Annotated in this window: 18 protein-coding genes; 11 read left to right on the top strand and 7 right to left on the bottom strand. The window is 59.7% G+C overall.

Annotated features, from left to right (window positions below; genetic code table 11):
- Positions 1-132: 132 nt before the first annotated feature.
- Positions 133-309 carry a hypothetical protein gene (locus NLM33_RS35840; RefSeq protein ID WP_254103190.1) on the bottom strand — a complete coding sequence of 59 codons (177 nt, stop codon included), beginning with the start codon at positions 307-309 and terminating at the stop codon, positions 133-135.
- Positions 302-805: a hypothetical protein gene (locus NLM33_RS35835; RefSeq protein ID WP_254103189.1), complete on the bottom strand. Its 504-nt coding sequence runs from the start codon at positions 803-805 to the stop codon at positions 302-304. Before NLM33_RS35835 ends, NLM33_RS35840 begins: the two co-directional genes overlap by 8 nt.
- A 115-nt stretch (positions 806-920) precedes the next feature.
- On the opposite strand from NLM33_RS35835, the gene NLM33_RS35830 reads away from it, so the two are divergent.
- The 6 genes from NLM33_RS35830 (at position 921) to NLM33_RS35805 (ending at position 4,319) form a co-directional block, all read left to right on the top strand.
- Positions 921-1,073 (top strand): hypothetical protein, encoded by a 153-nt coding sequence (locus NLM33_RS35830; RefSeq protein WP_254103188.1) that lies wholly within the window; start codon positions 921-923, stop codon positions 1,071-1,073.
- Between the two features lie 533 nt (positions 1,074-1,606).
- Positions 1,607-2,713, top strand: coding sequence for an IS5 family transposase (locus tag NLM33_RS35825; protein WP_254103187.1), 1,107 nt, complete (start codon positions 1,607-1,609; stop codon positions 2,711-2,713).
- Positions 2,710-3,024, top strand: coding sequence for a hypothetical protein (locus tag NLM33_RS35820; RefSeq protein ID WP_254103186.1), 315 nt, complete (start codon positions 2,710-2,712; stop codon positions 3,022-3,024). Before NLM33_RS35825 ends, NLM33_RS35820 begins: the two co-directional genes overlap by 4 nt.
- A gap of 197 nt (positions 3,025-3,221) precedes the next feature.
- Positions 3,222-3,482: a hypothetical protein gene (locus NLM33_RS35815; protein ID WP_254103185.1), complete on the top strand. Its 261-nt coding sequence runs from the start codon at positions 3,222-3,224 to the stop codon at positions 3,480-3,482.
- Between the two features lie 7 nt (positions 3,483-3,489).
- Positions 3,490-3,894, top strand: a complete 405-nt coding sequence (locus tag NLM33_RS35810; RefSeq protein WP_254103184.1) for a helix-turn-helix transcriptional regulator — start codon at positions 3,490-3,492, stop codon at positions 3,892-3,894.
- Entirely contained in the window at positions 3,891-4,319 is a 429-nt protein-coding gene (locus tag NLM33_RS35805; RefSeq protein ID WP_254103183.1) for a hypothetical protein, read from the top strand. Before NLM33_RS35810 ends, NLM33_RS35805 begins: the two co-directional genes overlap by 4 nt.
- Before the next feature lie 2 nt (positions 4,320-4,321).
- On the opposite strand, the gene NLM33_RS35800 is transcribed toward NLM33_RS35805, so the two are convergent.
- Entirely contained in the window at positions 4,322-4,690 is a 369-nt protein-coding gene (locus NLM33_RS35800; protein WP_254103182.1) for a hypothetical protein, read from the bottom strand.
- A gap of 378 nt (positions 4,691-5,068) precedes the next feature.
- On the opposite strand from NLM33_RS35800, the gene NLM33_RS35795 reads away from it, so the two are divergent.
- A complete protein-coding gene (locus tag NLM33_RS35795; RefSeq protein ID WP_254103181.1) occupies positions 5,069-5,467 on the top strand; it encodes a hypothetical protein in 399 nt (132 codons plus the stop codon).
- A gap of 65 nt (positions 5,468-5,532) precedes the next feature.
- Here the strand turns inward: NLM33_RS35795 and NLM33_RS35790 are convergent, their stop codons facing one another.
- The 4 genes from NLM33_RS35790 to NLM33_RS35775 all read right to left on the bottom strand — a co-directional run bounded on the left by NLM33_RS35790 (position 5,533) and on the right by NLM33_RS35775 (position 8,106).
- Positions 5,533-5,841, bottom strand: a complete 309-nt coding sequence (locus tag NLM33_RS35790; RefSeq protein WP_254103180.1) for a hypothetical protein — start codon at positions 5,839-5,841, stop codon at positions 5,533-5,535.
- A 410-nt stretch (positions 5,842-6,251) separates the two neighbouring features.
- The gene (locus NLM33_RS35785) at positions 6,252-6,437 is read right to left on the bottom strand and encodes a hypothetical protein (protein WP_254103179.1); all 186 of its coding nucleotides are present in this window, start codon (positions 6,435-6,437) and stop codon (positions 6,252-6,254) included.
- A complete protein-coding gene (locus NLM33_RS35780) occupies positions 6,434-6,670 on the bottom strand; it encodes a hypothetical protein (RefSeq protein WP_254103178.1) in 237 nt (78 codons plus the stop codon). The genes NLM33_RS35785 and NLM33_RS35780 overlap by 4 nt, the downstream gene beginning before the upstream one ends.
- Positions 6,671-6,933: 263 nt before the next feature.
- On the bottom strand, positions 6,934-8,106 hold the full coding sequence (locus NLM33_RS35775) for a hypothetical protein (RefSeq protein WP_254103177.1): 1,173 nt from the start codon (positions 8,104-8,106) through the stop codon (positions 6,934-6,936).
- A 432-nt stretch (positions 8,107-8,538) separates the two neighbouring features.
- Between NLM33_RS35775 and NLM33_RS35770 the strand changes: the two genes are divergently transcribed.
- The 4 genes from NLM33_RS35770 (at position 8,539) to NLM33_RS35755 (ending at position 13,747) form a co-directional block, all read left to right on the top strand.
- Positions 8,539-9,387, top strand: coding sequence for a nodulate formation efficiency C protein (locus NLM33_RS35770; protein ID WP_254103176.1), 849 nt, complete (start codon positions 8,539-8,541; stop codon positions 9,385-9,387).
- Between the two features lie 125 nt (positions 9,388-9,512).
- Complete coding sequence (locus NLM33_RS35765) at positions 9,513-9,824, top strand: hypothetical protein (RefSeq protein ID WP_254103175.1); 312 nt, start codon at positions 9,513-9,515, stop codon at positions 9,822-9,824.
- Positions 9,825-10,014: 190 nt separating this feature from the next.
- Positions 10,015-11,199: a ParB/Srx family N-terminal domain-containing protein gene (locus tag NLM33_RS35760; RefSeq protein ID WP_254103174.1), complete on the top strand. Its 1,185-nt coding sequence runs from the start codon at positions 10,015-10,017 to the stop codon at positions 11,197-11,199.
- 124 nt (positions 11,200-11,323) lie between these two features.
- Complete coding sequence (locus tag NLM33_RS35755) at positions 11,324-13,747, top strand: TonB-dependent receptor (RefSeq protein ID WP_254103173.1); 2,424 nt, start codon at positions 11,324-11,326, stop codon at positions 13,745-13,747.
- Positions 13,748-13,758: the final 11 nt, after the last annotated feature.

Raw genomic sequence — 13,758 nt, 5'->3', positions numbered from 1 at the left:
GGGACGCGACGGGCTAAGGCTGGGGACGCGTCGTGAATAGCAGACGATCGCGGTCGCGCGTGTGATGTAGTTCACGGAGGGCAAGAAAAAGCCCGCCGAATGGGCGGGCTCTTATCGGTGCCGTCGGGATGATCAGGCGGCCGGACTCTCGAGCCGCTTGCGCAGCGCCCGAACCTGCCGGCGCAAACTCCAGATCTCGCGCGCTGCCCAACAAGTCCCGTGCCGACGGATTTCCTCGCGAATCTCGGCCTGCTCTGCCGCCTCGCGGTCGAGAACGTTGTTGAACGCCGTGACAATCAGATCATTCATGGCGGTTCTCCAGCGCCAGCCGTTCGCGCCCGACCGCGGCCCATGCTTGAGCGCGGTCGCTCCATTCCGGACCGGCGACGTAAATGTTCAAGAGCGCGATGACGTCTCGATCCATTCCGTCAGGAAACGCGTTGCGGATGGCTTGCATCGCGGATCGCACGAGGCGCTTGATCTTCAATGCGTCTGCATCGACCTCGCCCTCCTCAGGGCCCTGAGACCGATTTTCGATGTCGTGTTCCACCACATTGAGAGCCGGCGCAAGCTGCACCAGGGCGCCGGCTGGAGTCTGGGCTGTCGTGAAAGAAATGAGCTCCTCCAGCGCCCCATGCCATTGGTTCATTTGAGTGATGGCCTCATCATCCCTTTGGGCCTTATTGGTGTACCAGGCGTCGAGCAGTTGACGCGACAGCTCGACGACCGGATCGAGCGTGGCTGTCTTGGGCATTTCGAGACGTGGGAGGTCATGGCGTGGTAACACGCGGGTAGCCTTGGGCATGGTCGACTCCTTGCTGAAGGTCAGGCCCGTTGCGGTGTCATCACCACCGTTGCGGGCCGTTTGGTTTTACCGTACAATACGTATATTACAATGTACGTACAATACGGTCAAGCCGATGGTGGATGAAAAAACAGAACGGTTCGAAATGCGCGTTCCGGCGTCTTTCCTGAAGATGGTGGACGAGTGGCGTCGCAGGCAGCCTGATCTGCCGCCCCGGGCGGAAGCAATCCGCCGGCTCGTCGAGCTCGGGCTTCGGGCGAAGAAATAGATGCCAGCCCGCCCGAGTCATCTACCGACCAGCCCTGAGCGAGACGTGCTGCAGAAACTGCGGTCCGGCCGCGAACTGACGCTGAGAGCTCTTGGACCAACCGGCCGCCGCACCATCCTAAATATGGTGACCAAGGGCTGGATTGAGCGTGGGAGTACCGGCAGGAGCTACCGGATTACACCTGGCGGGGACGCTGCTTTGCGCATCAAAATACCCTAGGCCGTGCGCCAGTGACCTTCACTCGCCCTCCCGTGTTTTAAGAAATCTATCCCCGTGGGGAGCTTCGGCGCGCCTGTAGTTGATGGATTGTTGGGAAAAGAGGGTTTCCCGCTTTCGTCCCCTACGTAGTGCTGTTATTTGGTCACAACCTGCGGAAGTTTAATCTTCAGCTTCATTTGATGTTCAGAGTTGTTGACTTATATGGCAACAATAGAGGATGATCTTAGGGCCAGCGGTTTAGCAGGCTGTTGAAGAAGTCTCTGGCGAGATAGCATTGGACGTGATTCTCTCGATGGTTGAATCGGGAGACCAGGATGCGGGGATCGGACGAGCGGTCTGGATCGTTGTTCAGCTACGTGGATCTTGAAGCGCGAGTTCGCCCAGATCACCCGCTACGGAAGATCCGGGAGATCGTAAACGCTGCGCTGAGCGATCTCTCGACAGCATTTGCGGGGCTTTACACGGACTTTGGTCGGCCCTCGATTGCACCGGAGAGGCTGCTTCGGGCGATGTTGTTGCAGGCCTTCTACGGCATCCGCTCGGAACGACAATTGGTTGAGCGGCTGGAGTTCGACCTGTTATTCCGCTGGTTTGTCGGCCTGGGCGTGGACGATCCGGTGTGGGATCATTCGACCTTCTCCAAGAATCGCGACCGGCTGTTAGAGGGTGAGATCGCCGTCAAGTTCCTCTCGGCGGTGCTGGCTCAGCCAAAGGTGAAGCGGCTGTTGTCGAGCGATCACTTCTCGGTGGACGGCACGCTGATCGAGGCGTGGGCTTCGATCAAGAGTTTTCGTAGGAAGGACGGAGACGACAACGACAGTGAGGGGCCGGGACGCAACGCTGAGCGTAGCTTCCACAAGGAGAAGCGTTCAAACGAGACGCACCAAAGCACGACCGACCCGGAGGCTCGACTGTACAAGAAGGGCGACGGACGGCCGGCCAAGCTCTGCTACATGGGGCATGCTCTGATGGAGAACCGCCATGGCCTGGCGGTCGGCGGCTTCGTCAGCCAGGCCACCGGCACTGCCGAACGAGAGGCGGCGCTGGCGTTGATTGATAGTCGCCATCCCACAAGCCGGCGGATCACGCTTGGCGCGGACAAGGCCTATGACGTCACGCAGTTCGTGCACGACTTGAGAGAACGATCGGTGACGCCGCATATCGCGATCAACGGACACCTCAGCAAGGCCGGCATCCCGCGCAAGACTGCAGTTGACGCCCGCACCACCCGCCATGCCGGCTACGAGATCAGCCAACGCTGCCGCAAGCGGATTGAGGAGGTGTTCGGGTGGATCAAGAGTTCCGCCGGTCTGGCCAAGGTAAAGCTGCGGGGGCGCGAGCGCGTGGACGCCGCCTTTACGTTGGCGCTTGCGGCTTACAACCTGATCCGTCTGCCCAAGCTGCTGGCGGTGCAACCATGAGCGTGCGGGGCAAATGGCCTGTCGTGGAAACGCCCGATCACGACATGGCTGGGTCGGGCTCTTACATTCTGTTCACAAACGAAGGCGGCGAGTTCGCCCTCGATTGCCTCACGGGGGCAATATATGGCCGTTGCGAAGGTGACGCCGTCGAGTTCACATGGGACGGCAACGACGAGATGGAGCCCGCAAGAGGCCGTGGTTGGGCAGAAGAGCTCGCCGATGGCTCGCTTGAAGGTGAGATATGCCTCGAAGGCGGCGACGACATTCCCTTTATCGCCCGCCGATTGGCTACTTCTTCAACGGCCTGTTAGAGCTGTACGAACTCCCAGACTGGGAAACGAGACAGCCCATCCGGCAACTCTGGATCGCTCCGTCCTTTTGGGAGTGGTTCGACAACACGGAAGGGCTAGATGATCCGAAGTTAATGACCGGCGGCAGAACCTTGGCCGAGCACATAGAGCAACTGTTTTGCGACATACGATGCTCAAAAAGGCCAGGGGGCAGCGATTTGAAACGCATGATGCCGACGAACAAAGGCGTCTGGAAATTGCATCCAGCAAAGACCCGTCTCTATGGGTGGGCACCGAAAAAAGATTGCATCGCAATCGTAGCAGGCGCGCTTGAAGCCGAAACGAAGGACAAGGCCAAAGGGAACGTAAACAATCTAAAGCGAGACCAAGTGCTCGCCTTCATCAAATCGCACAACTTGCAGCAGCGTGTGCTTTTAGGAGATATCCTTGCCGTCTTCCCGCCGAAACCCAAGCCCTAGACGCCAGATGTTCCTGAAGCTGTCCAGTCAGATCGAAGGACAGCTGCGGGAAGCTTATGCCAAGAAAAATGAGGCTGGCGTACTCAATCAATCCCTCTTGGCTGAGAAGCTTGGCGTGGATCGATCAGCTATCAACCGAAGGCTGACCGGTCGCGTGAACATGACCGAGGAAACGATTGCCGATATGGTCTGGGGTCTAGAACACGAAATCGAGATACGAATCTTTGATCCAGCAGAGTCCCGAACAAATCACGTTTTAGGGCCAAGCGCACCAGCCATCGTTTCGACTCCACCCGCTCCGCCCCCCATTCCCGCGGCGGCGAATACTGCCACGTCCACAGCATCCGCAAATTCGGCCAGTTCAGGGGCAACCTCCGCCGTGGCTGCTCCAAAAGGGTTTGTCTTGGCATGACGAAGATTGAGCGTAGAGCATACGTCGTTGTTTGCGATGATGTTCTGTTCGGCTTGACCGGCAAGGCATTTTTGCAGGGAGTTTATACGAGCGACATCACCCTTCCGAGTAATGACGAGCTCATCATCCCACAGTTGGTTTTTTATTTTTCCGCTGAAACACCTAAGAAGAATCCCTTCAAGAAAATGGCCTTAAGAGTTACCCCGCCCAGTATGCCGCCCGCAGTAGTCGAAATACCGATCGAAACGATGCCACAAGCGAACAATCCCCATCGACCAAAAATGCTGGTTCGCGCGCCAGTCTTGCTTCAACAAGTAAGACTTAGACCTGGCAAAATAGAAACTACGGTGGTCACAGAATCAGAAGAGCTGGACGCGGGAGGTATCTGGATTACCTCTACGGCCAATTTGGCCTTACCTCGCTGATCTCAGTTCTTCGCCACGATGCGCCAGATCACTGAAGGCGAACCGCGGTGATTGAGGTGTCCTTCGAATTGCCGCTCGCATTGAACAGGCGCCAACCAGTTCTGGTAGGTGCGATGGAGACCATCCGTCGATAACAACTCGAGGGGCATACCCGTGGACTTGCAACCCCGCGCGGCCTGTGCCTGGCAGCGCGGACGCGGTAGGGACAGCGTTGATCTTGCCGACGCCGAGTCGCGCTCGCGCTGCCTCCTCCAGTCCAGCGAGCGCCGCAGAGCGGGAGCAACACGATGCCGGGATTTATTGCCTCGTACGATTTGAAAGAGACCAAACCAGACGCGCACGAAGAGTTCGTCTTTAATGCTGTCGAGCACGGATGGTCTCCATGGATTTTGGACCATGATCAAACTACCCTTGTTACTCTTCCGAGCACTACCTTGCACGGGTCGTTCGTCGATCAAACGCAAGCGGTCGCGGCTCTCGACGCAACAAGGGCGCAGACGGGAAAAGAGCTTGGGATCGAGGTCATAATGGAAAAATGGTTGGTCGCTAGATACGAAGCCACGCCAAACTTTGACTCCAACGAAAGAGGGGGGACGGGCTAGCAGCTTGGAAGCAGCGCGAACGCGACTCAGCGCCGGATCCGCTTGGGCAAAGGATCAGGTGCCGTCGTCCCTAACGCGCCCGCGCTGGAGGTTAGCCGCGACTCGGCTCGTCGAGATCAAGGGGCTGAGGGCGAAGGAGAAGTGACGTTGGAGTCAGATGCAGAGCGAGTCGCTCGGCTGAATACGGAGCGTGAAGAAGAGCTGCGGCGAGTCCCGCTTCAGACCATCGATAAATCCAAGTGGCCAAAAAATGTGAGACCGATTTCGACGGGGGAAGCGGACGGACTCGGTATCGACCTTAACGGGCGCCTCTATTGGAATGGTAGGCCGGTTGAAATCATCGGGCAACGGCTGGATCTCACCTGGGCGCAGACGGCAATCGCAATCGTCGTCGCGGTCTTTACCGGCGTTGCTGCTATAGGGACGACGGCTCAAGGTTGGGTGGCCTACCACGACTGGGCCTGCCGGAATAAGCAACCGGCCATTATGGCTTGCCCAGCCGCGCAGGCCGCACCCGCAGGCCCGCCCTTGAGGGTGGCGATTTGAGGGGTTCTCACTTGAGCGGCTCCTCTACTTCGTGCGCACACTTGGCTCAGACGTTGAGATCAAAATCAAACGAAGCAAGCCAAAGCATTAGGGGCGCATACCGTCTTCCGCTTTGGTTTCTTCTGCATGGCCACGACCTCAGCCCATGCCTTCTCAGAGATGTTTGGCGGCTTCTCCCGCGTCTTCGGCTTCGGCTTTGGTTTCGGCAGTATGGGCACAGGCGAGCCGAGAATCTCCACAAGCCTCCGGCGGATGACGCGCTCGAGCCGATCCTCAAGCCCGAGCTCGACAAGCGTCGCGTGCAGCCTGACGAGATCGATGTTGTCGAAGCTCTCTATCCATGCCAGGCCCTTGTCGGTCCAGACCGGGCTCATGCAGCTCCCCACCGCCGACAAACTCGGCAAGGTCAACGCGGGCGCACCGTTGCTGCTTTCAAATACCGTGCGAAGGAGCGGCGTGGCAATGTCTAGCCTCGCCACACAACTGGCTGCCACGCTCGCCGACGGTGGCTGGCACGCAAAGGCTCGCCCTGAACAGCTGCCGCCTGCCAATTGGACCCATGGCTGGGGCCTGCTCGGCGGCCGAGGCATGGGCAAGACGTGGGTCGGCTCGAACGTGACGAATGAGCTCGCCCAAACCGTCAGCCACATCGCGTTGGTGGGCCCGACCGCAGCGGACGTGCGAGACACGATGATCGAGGGCGTCAGCGGCATTCTGCGCACGGCGCCGGCGTGGTTCCCCGTGCCACACCATGGCGTCGGACACGGTCTCGAGACTGGCTTCTTCACGCGTGCACCCCGAAGAACCGCACGATCAGTAGCCCGACACCCCAAATCGCAAGTGCCGTCGCCGAGGCGAAGACAAAGACCCAAAAGTGACGGGCGGCAACCTGGTGACGCAGCAGGAATGCCGTCAGCGCGTTGATGGTACAGGTGAGCGCCCGAATGCCCGCGATCTGGACCCGCTTCATCGCGCCATCGCCGCAATCACGTCGGCGATGCGGCGAGCCTTGCGGATCTCCTTCGATGCGATCGTGAAGATACGAAGCGCGGACTGGTCGTCGGGACAAAAGCCAAACTTCTCGCAGGCGGCGCCGAAGCTGTGTGCGTATTCCCAGCGAGTCGGCTCTCGATCTTGCTGGCGCGTAAGCTTTGCCAACTCAACAGCCAGTAAGTCCGCAACCTGTCGTTCAATTTTGCTCATGTCAGATGTCCGTAACTCCCCAGGCGGACGTGGACGAACGCCGATTCGGGCCCTTACCAAACATTCCCTTACGGTCTGGCGGACGCGATTAATCGTCCCAAATTCGCTGTCCGCATTGGCACTCAAATAATCGGACAGACTTGCCAGTACGACTATCCAGCATAGTCGCAGAGAAGGCGAACAAAAGCGGCGCAGTTCGGACGGCGGCAGCTTTGAGCGTGACTTTGGATAGCCTTAAGCCTGCCTCCGGGGAAACGTCCCGCCTAACGCATCTTCAGGGCGACGGCGTAGCCGTCTGTGCACTTGGCTTTGATTGAAAGGCTGAACGGCAACGTCGGGTCATCGAGGGTTGAACCTGAGGAAAACGGCGCTTCAAACAATTCTCCGTAGATGGGGCTCGTGGTCGTTTTGGCCGGCACGATTCTCACTGGACTTTTGCCGGTCGGCACACTGGCATCGACGCTGTAAACAAGAACACCGTCGCCGGTGGTGGTGCCATCACGTCCCTGAATTGGCTGTGCAAGTTCGAGCGCGTACACTTTCGATGGATTCAATGTACCGTCGGCCGGCGCGACAATCATCGAGGTTCCTGTCCTGCCCGGTAACGGTGTGAGGACCGCCTCGAACTGCCCGCGCGCCAGATAAACCTTGCGCTCGTCTGCGAGCCAGCCAAGCTTGTGGCGGTGCCAGCCGATAAGCGACGTGCCCCGAAAAATATCGCACATGATGTCCCAGGCGCCGGTCGTAAATCCGAATGGCGCGAAATGATAGAGATCAGGCAAACCGAGGGTGTGGCACACCTCATGGCACATGTTGATGTGGTTGTTGGTATAGCTGTCCTTGCCGAACGTAACGCCCCAGCGAACGGGCCCGGTCAAGGTCACGGGAGCATTGGCTTGCGGGGCAATGAATGTCGGTGAAATGGCAATCGCATCGGTCTTCGCGCCAACAACAAATAACAACGGGTGAGTGCGGAAATCGAGTTCGGGAAACAGTGCCGCCGCGTCCGTGATATAGGCCTTGTGCTGTTGAAAGGTGAAGCGTTTGTCCGAGCCCGTGTAACTGGTCGATGGTTTAGGCATGCGGCGCCAGCCGGAAATTCGGTATATCTCCAAGCTGAGGCGCCCGTGCGACTGGTCCCGAAACCAACTTTCAGCCTTACCATTCCCAGTGAGATGATCGGCCACCCCTTCCGTGCTCCCGAAGGCGCCGGGTGCGTCAGCGAAGTCGACAAACACCATCAGCGCTTTTATCGAACCGACAGATTGGAGGCTTAGGCTCGCGTCCGTCGTACCTTCGCTCAAATACGAATTTCCCATTCGGTCGAGGTCGGGGATGCGGTCTGGGGCGGTGGCTCGCGACGGGCGCCCGGTCGTCACTTGAATACATGTCGAAAATCCGAGAGCCAGGGCGTTACGACGCGTGATCTTGGACATGCTTGTCTCGAACTCTCGCATTAGCGTTTACGAAGCGTCACACGTAATGGCTATGGACGCGGCCAAGGGCCTGACATATCGGTTTTTCATTGTCGTCTCCCTTTCAAGTGAGCAGCAATCGGCGATGCTGGTCGACAGGCCCTGCTGCCAACAAGATTTCAAGAGTCGTGCCAATCGTGCAGGAAGCGCCCTAGGAAGGCAGTTTTTCACGTTATTCAACGGTCTAGCCGCGAACGCAGCTACGCCGACCGAACTTCACCGTGTTTCGGAGCCGACAAACCCGACAACAGGGGCAACGGAGTACATCGGAGAGCGCAGTTGGTGACGAGACCTCAACTCCTTGCTCACGGGAAAGCGACCGGCGGCATGGTGACCGACCAATTCTGATAGGTGCGTCGCTGATCTCTTTGGGGGATACGATCCGACACGGAGATGAGCGACCGGTTGCGTGAGGTAGCCGAAAAAATGACTGCAAGGCGCGTACTTTGGTTCGGCATCGGTCTCGGGCTTTGTCTCGGCCTTGGTCTATGGCTGGTTTTGCCCGACGGGCTGGCCGGTAAGGACAATGGTGTCCGCGCGGACGACGCCCTAATCGACAAGGTTAAATCAACTTGGCGAGCGCAGGATGGTGAGACGGCGAGGCAAATCTTCGCCCAAGTCTCCAAGGTAGCCCACTTCGTTCCCAGGGGATGGGAGCGTGGGCCAAAGACCGACACTGGCGAGCTCGTTGTCTTTTCATGGGCCAAACGCCGGTCTGGGAAAGGAAAGGGCGAGTATACGATCACATGGGAAGTGGCACCCGATGGCACAGTGAAACTTGTTGCTCCGTATGCAAAACCGATGGAGCTAGGCTGGCAGGCGTTCGCACTTTCGCTTGTCGCTGACGAGGCAACAAACAAGGAAGGGGGCGTGAACCGCCGTTTTCTGCATGATCCCGCTACCTTCGACTTCGTGACGACCGCGCAAGGCGAGCTGGGCGATCTTCTGCGGCGTGCCCGCTGCATTATCGGCGATCCGGTTGGAGTGCACTATTCGCCGAAGGTAGAGGAGCAGCAAGCCGCGAAGGGCGACCTGTGGCGCGTCGAGCTTTCGGTCGGTTGCAATCTTCCCGGACTTCGTGATTTCGCCCGTGACGGAGTCGTCATTTTCGAGAAGCGCGAAGGGCAAGATTGGGAGCCACAATCGTTCTTCGGCAAGCTTCTCACGACGTATGCCCCCGAACTTGCCGACCCGAAAGACGAGGAAGCATTCGAGGGGGCCCAAAAACCATTGGCAAAATGAAAGCCGTCGATCGTGGTTAGCAAAGACGAACAGGTTGACGATAGGCTGATACGTGCGATCGCGCGCGCAGAGACCGGGCGCGAGAGCGCGGCATCCGGTTGCTCGAAGCCGAGGCCCCCCTAGACGTGGACGCCGAGACGCTTCGCGCGAAAGAGCGGCTTCGCGTCGTCAAAACCGCAGAGAGGCAAACACGGCTCGCCGAGGCGGCCCTCAAGCTGCAAGAGCGTAGCGTGCTCGCGCAGCAGCGCCAAGCTGCCGCAATGGAGGCCTTGGTCGCAACGGTCCAAAGCGTGGTTGGGATCGGACGCCAGCGTTGCTACAATAGCTCCAATCTAGGAGGCGTTGATAACGACAAGCCCGCGCTTTTTATCCGTACCGGAACTGGCAGCAAAACGTTCGCTTGCGCTGTCGATAATTCGGGGGGCGACGATGATTGAATGTGAAGTCGCCGCGTTGATGCTCAATGTGTCGGCGCATATCCGGGTTGTCGGGGCCGCAATCGCCAGAGTCGCCAGCTTCGCTGATATTGGCGCCCCCGCTTTTCGGCCCCCGGTTCTCGCAAACCTCATGAAACAGGGCAGTCTCGGGCCATAAACGCTTCTACAGGCGGTAATCGTGGATGCACTGGTGAGCAGACCGGTCGTGGAAACATGGTTGATTGACCGTTTACGACCCTATGAGCGCAATTCGCGCCGACATACGTCCGAGCAGATCGGGCAGATCGCCGCGTCAATCCGCGAATGGGGTTGGACCATGCCGATCCTGGCGGCGGATGATGCCATGGTGCTCGCCGGCCATGGGCGGCTTGCGGCGGGAAAGCTGCTCGGGATCGCCGAGGTGCCCATCATCGTGGCGCGCGGGTGGAGCGAAAATCAGAAGCGCGCCTATGTCATCGCCGACAATCGGCTCACTGACGCGAGCGATTGGGACGATGACATGCTGCGGCTCGAATTGAACGATCTGTTGGCGGGCGGCTTCGAGCTTGCGCTGACCGGCATCACCGAGGACGAGCTTACGAAGCTATCGATCGACGTGGCCGCGCTGGAAGCGATGCCGGAATTGCCGGAAGGCGATCGGTCTCCATATCGCGACATGACGGTACGGCGAGCAATGGGAGATGGTCAACGCGGGCGATCAAGCCGTGCGATCCGAACGACCCGAACCGATCGCCGCAGGGCAATACGCTCCCGCGCATCTGCGACGAATACTTGGCGCGGCATGTCACCGAGAGCTAAGGACATCCTCGTCGCGCCGATCTCGCGCCGCGATGCCGACGCGGCTAATCATCCGGCAGCACTACAGCCACAAGACGGTGCAGAACGCCTATCTCGCGCTCGGCGTCTTTCTGATGGCCGGCTGGAAGGCGCGATGACCTTCAGGCCCTCGATGGACAAGTCGAACATCCAAGGGCTGGTGCGCGATACCGGATGGCACGAATTTCTCGAACTTAACCGGCTGGTCTTCACCGATGCGCTCCCGCGCAACTCGGAAGGCCGCGCGTTCGGGATCGCGCTGCGGATGATCCGCAAGACGTATCCGCAGATCGAATGGGTGATCTCGTTCGCGGATGGGTGCCAGTGCGGCGACGGGACGATCTATCGCGCGGCGGGCTTCGTCCTGACAGCGATCCGGAAGAACCATAGCCTTTTGCGCGCGCCGGACGTCACCGTGGTGCACAAGATGGCGCAAGTGACCGGGAAGAACCGTGCGGATCACTTCGCCAGAAATGGTGTCCGCTGGTCGGGTAAAGGCACGCCGTTGGCGGGCGATCCGCGTGCTGCGTTTGAATCGCGCGGACCTCCGCTCGCCTGACATCGCTGCTTCGATCCGTCGCCAGCGCCGCGCCAAAGGCGCGCACGGGCCATAGGGCCGAAGCTCCTTCCGGAGCCCGCGACGCCATTCGCGTCGCGGGCAGGCGCTCAGTCAGGAACAGGAAATGGACCGCGCCAGCCACCTATACGCCTTTCGCAGGATTCTGCTGTCGGCCTCATCGCTGACGCTCGTGGTCGTCGCGAGCGCGAGCGCGCTCGCCCAGAACGATGCCACCCAGCAAGAACCGGCCGTGAGCCCTGCGCCACAGCCCTCCGCCTCGCCAACGGCGGAACCGGCTCCGCCACAAGGCACGGCGACGCCGGCCCCATCGCAGCCACCGGCGCAAACGCCCGAGCAGCAGGCGCCCACAGCACAAACGCAGCCGGCCGGCCCCAACGTATTGCCGGAGACCCGCGTGGCCGCGCCGGTCGAGCGGCGGCAACCGCGCACACCGCCGCCGACCCGGGTCGCGACCAATCCACAACCGCCCGCGCCGACTGAGGCCCAGGTCACAGCCCAGCAGAGCGCAAAGCTCGATGCTGCGCGCCGCACGATCCTGGCGCCGGTCGGCGCCAACTCCTATGAAGTCAGCCGTCAGGCAATCGAGGCGCTGCCGCAGGGCAACAACACCACGCTCGACAAGGCACTGTTGCAGCTCCCCGGCGTGACGCAGGATTCGGCGGCAGGCGGCGAGTTGCATGTCCGCAACGAGCACGCCAATCTGCAGTACCGCATCAACGGCATTATGCTGCCTGACGGTGTCGGCGGTTTCGGGCAAATCCTCGACACGGGTATCGTCGGCAATATGGCCCTGCTGACGGGCGCGCTGCCAGCGCAATATGGCCTGCGCACGACCGGCGTGCTGGATATTACGACCAAGGCGGACGCGTTCGACAATTCCGGCAAGGTCAGCGTTTATGGCGGCAGCCACCAGACCATCACGCCGTTCGCCGAATACGGCGGAACTGTCGGACAAACGCAATATTACGTGTCGGGCCGCTATCTCTACAACAACCTCGGCATCGAGAATCCGACGCCCGCAAATGAGTCCATTCACGACCGCACGCAACAGGAAAAAGGCTTTGCCTACGTATCGACGGTGCTCGATCCGAACAGCCGCCTCACCTATATCGGCGGCGTCTCGAACGCGCTGTATCAGATCCCCAACAATCCTGGACAGGCGACCAACTTCCAGTTCGGGAACATCACCAGCTTCAATTCGGCGCTTCTCAACGAGCGGCAGCAGGAGATCAACAACTTCAACGTCCTCGCCTATCAGCATTCGGCCGAAGGCATCGACTATCAGATTTCCTATTTCAACCGCTACAGCCACCTCCACTTCTGGCCCGACCCGACCGGTGACCTGCTCATCAACGGCATTTCATCGAGCGTGTATCGTCAGAGTTACATCAACGGCATCCAGGAAGATACTGCCTGGCGCGTCGCCGACGCGCACACGCTGCGGTTCGGGTTCACCACGAGCGCCGAGCGGTCCCTGGTCACCGGCATTAACACCACATTTCCGGCCGATCCGGTGAATGGTGGACAGGCGCTCGACCCGACCACGGGCAATCCGCTTCCGCCTGTCACCATTTTCGATTCCAGTCCCAAGCTCGGCTGGCTGTTCGGTGCCTATGTGCAGGACGAATGGAAGATCACCAATAACCTGACCCTCAACGTGGGCCTGCGCTTCGACCAGATGTGGCAATATGTCGATGCCAACCAGTTCAGCCCGCGCATCAGCCTGACCTGGGTGCCCCAGGACGGCACCACCGTCCATATCGGCTACGCGCGGACCTTCACACCGCCGCAGCAGGTGATTGCGGCGCCGACCAACATTGCACTGTTCCAGGGCACGGTGGCTGCGCCCGTGGTCACCCAGAACGATCCGGTGCTGCCGGAACGGGCCCACGTCTTCGATGCCGGCGTGGTTCAGAAGATCTGGCCAATTCCCGGCCTTGAAGTCGGCCTCGACGGCTACGTCAAGCTGGCGCGTGATCTGCTCGATGACGGGCAGTTCGGCCAAGCCTATGTGTTCGACGGCTTCAACTATGCCAAGGCGAACAATATCGGCCTTGAATTCAAGGCGAGCTATACCAATGGCAATCTCAAGCTCTACGGCAACGTGGCCTGGGCGCGCCAGATCGGCACCAGTGTCGTCTCGAACCAGTTCCTGTTCGATCCGGATGAGCTGGCCTACATCGCCACCCACTATGTCTACACCGACCATAGCCAGTGGGTGACGGCTTCGGCCGGTGCCTCCTATCAGTGGTACGACACAAAGTTTACCGCATCCATGATCTATGGCAGCGGACTTCGTTCCGGCTTCGCCAATACCGACCACGTGCCGTCCTACACTCAGGTCAATGTCGGCCTATCGCACGACTTCTATCTCGCCTCATCGAACAAGCCGACCACAGTCCGGTTCGACGTCGTGAACGTTTTCGACAAGATCTACGAAATCAGGGACGGGTCCGGCATCGGAGTGTTCGCGCCGCAATTCGGGCCGAGGCGCGGCTTCTTCGTCGGCCTTTCGCAAAAGATCTGAACGGCACACCA

Origin of the sequence: Bradyrhizobium sp. CCGUVB1N3 (genome assembly GCF_024199925.1) — a bacterium.
GTDB lineage: Bacteria > Pseudomonadota > Alphaproteobacteria > Rhizobiales > Xanthobacteraceae > Bradyrhizobium.
The sequence above is the reverse complement of the archived record's forward strand: the minus strand, read 5'-3'. Positions and strand labels throughout refer to the sequence as shown.

What these genes read in the sequence shown, in the direction of transcription:
- NLM33_RS35755 (WP_254103173.1), top strand. Translation starts at nt 11,324, where the DNA reads ATGGACCGCGCCAGCCACCTATACGCCTTTCGCAGGATTCTGCTGTCG.
- NLM33_RS35770 (WP_254103176.1), top strand. Translation starts at nt 8,539, where the DNA reads ATGAGCGACCGGTTGCGTGAGGTAGCCGAAAAAATGACTGCAAGGCGC.
- NLM33_RS35780 (WP_254103178.1), bottom strand. Translation starts at nt 6,670, where the DNA reads ATGAGCAAAATTGAACGACAGGTTGCGGACTTACTGGCTGTTGAGTTG.
- NLM33_RS35805 (WP_254103183.1), top strand. Translation starts at nt 3,891, where the DNA reads ATGACGAAGATTGAGCGTAGAGCATACGTCGTTGTTTGCGATGATGTT.
- NLM33_RS35830 (WP_254103188.1), top strand. Translation starts at nt 921, where the DNA reads ATGGTGGATGAAAAAACAGAACGGTTCGAAATGCGCGTTCCGGCGTCT.
- NLM33_RS35775 (WP_254103177.1), bottom strand. Translation starts at nt 8,106, where the DNA reads ATGTCCAAGATCACGCGTCGTAACGCCCTGGCTCTCGGATTTTCGACA.
- NLM33_RS35825 (WP_254103187.1), top strand. Translation starts at nt 1,607, where the DNA reads ATGCGGGGATCGGACGAGCGGTCTGGATCGTTGTTCAGCTACGTGGAT.
- NLM33_RS35790 (WP_254103180.1), bottom strand. Translation starts at nt 5,841, where the DNA reads ATGAGCCCGGTCTGGACCGACAAGGGCCTGGCATGGATAGAGAGCTTC.
- NLM33_RS35810 (WP_254103184.1), top strand. Translation starts at nt 3,490, where the DNA reads ATGTTCCTGAAGCTGTCCAGTCAGATCGAAGGACAGCTGCGGGAAGCT.
- NLM33_RS35835 (WP_254103189.1), bottom strand. Translation starts at nt 805, where the DNA reads ATGCCCAAGGCTACCCGCGTGTTACCACGCCATGACCTCCCACGTCTC.
- NLM33_RS35820 (WP_254103186.1), top strand. Translation starts at nt 2,710, where the DNA reads ATGAGCGTGCGGGGCAAATGGCCTGTCGTGGAAACGCCCGATCACGAC.
- NLM33_RS35840 (WP_254103190.1), bottom strand. Translation starts at nt 309, where the DNA reads ATGAATGATCTGATTGTCACGGCGTTCAACAACGTTCTCGACCGCGAG.
- NLM33_RS35785 (WP_254103179.1), bottom strand. Translation starts at nt 6,437, where the DNA reads ATGAAGCGGGTCCAGATCGCGGGCATTCGGGCGCTCACCTGTACCATC.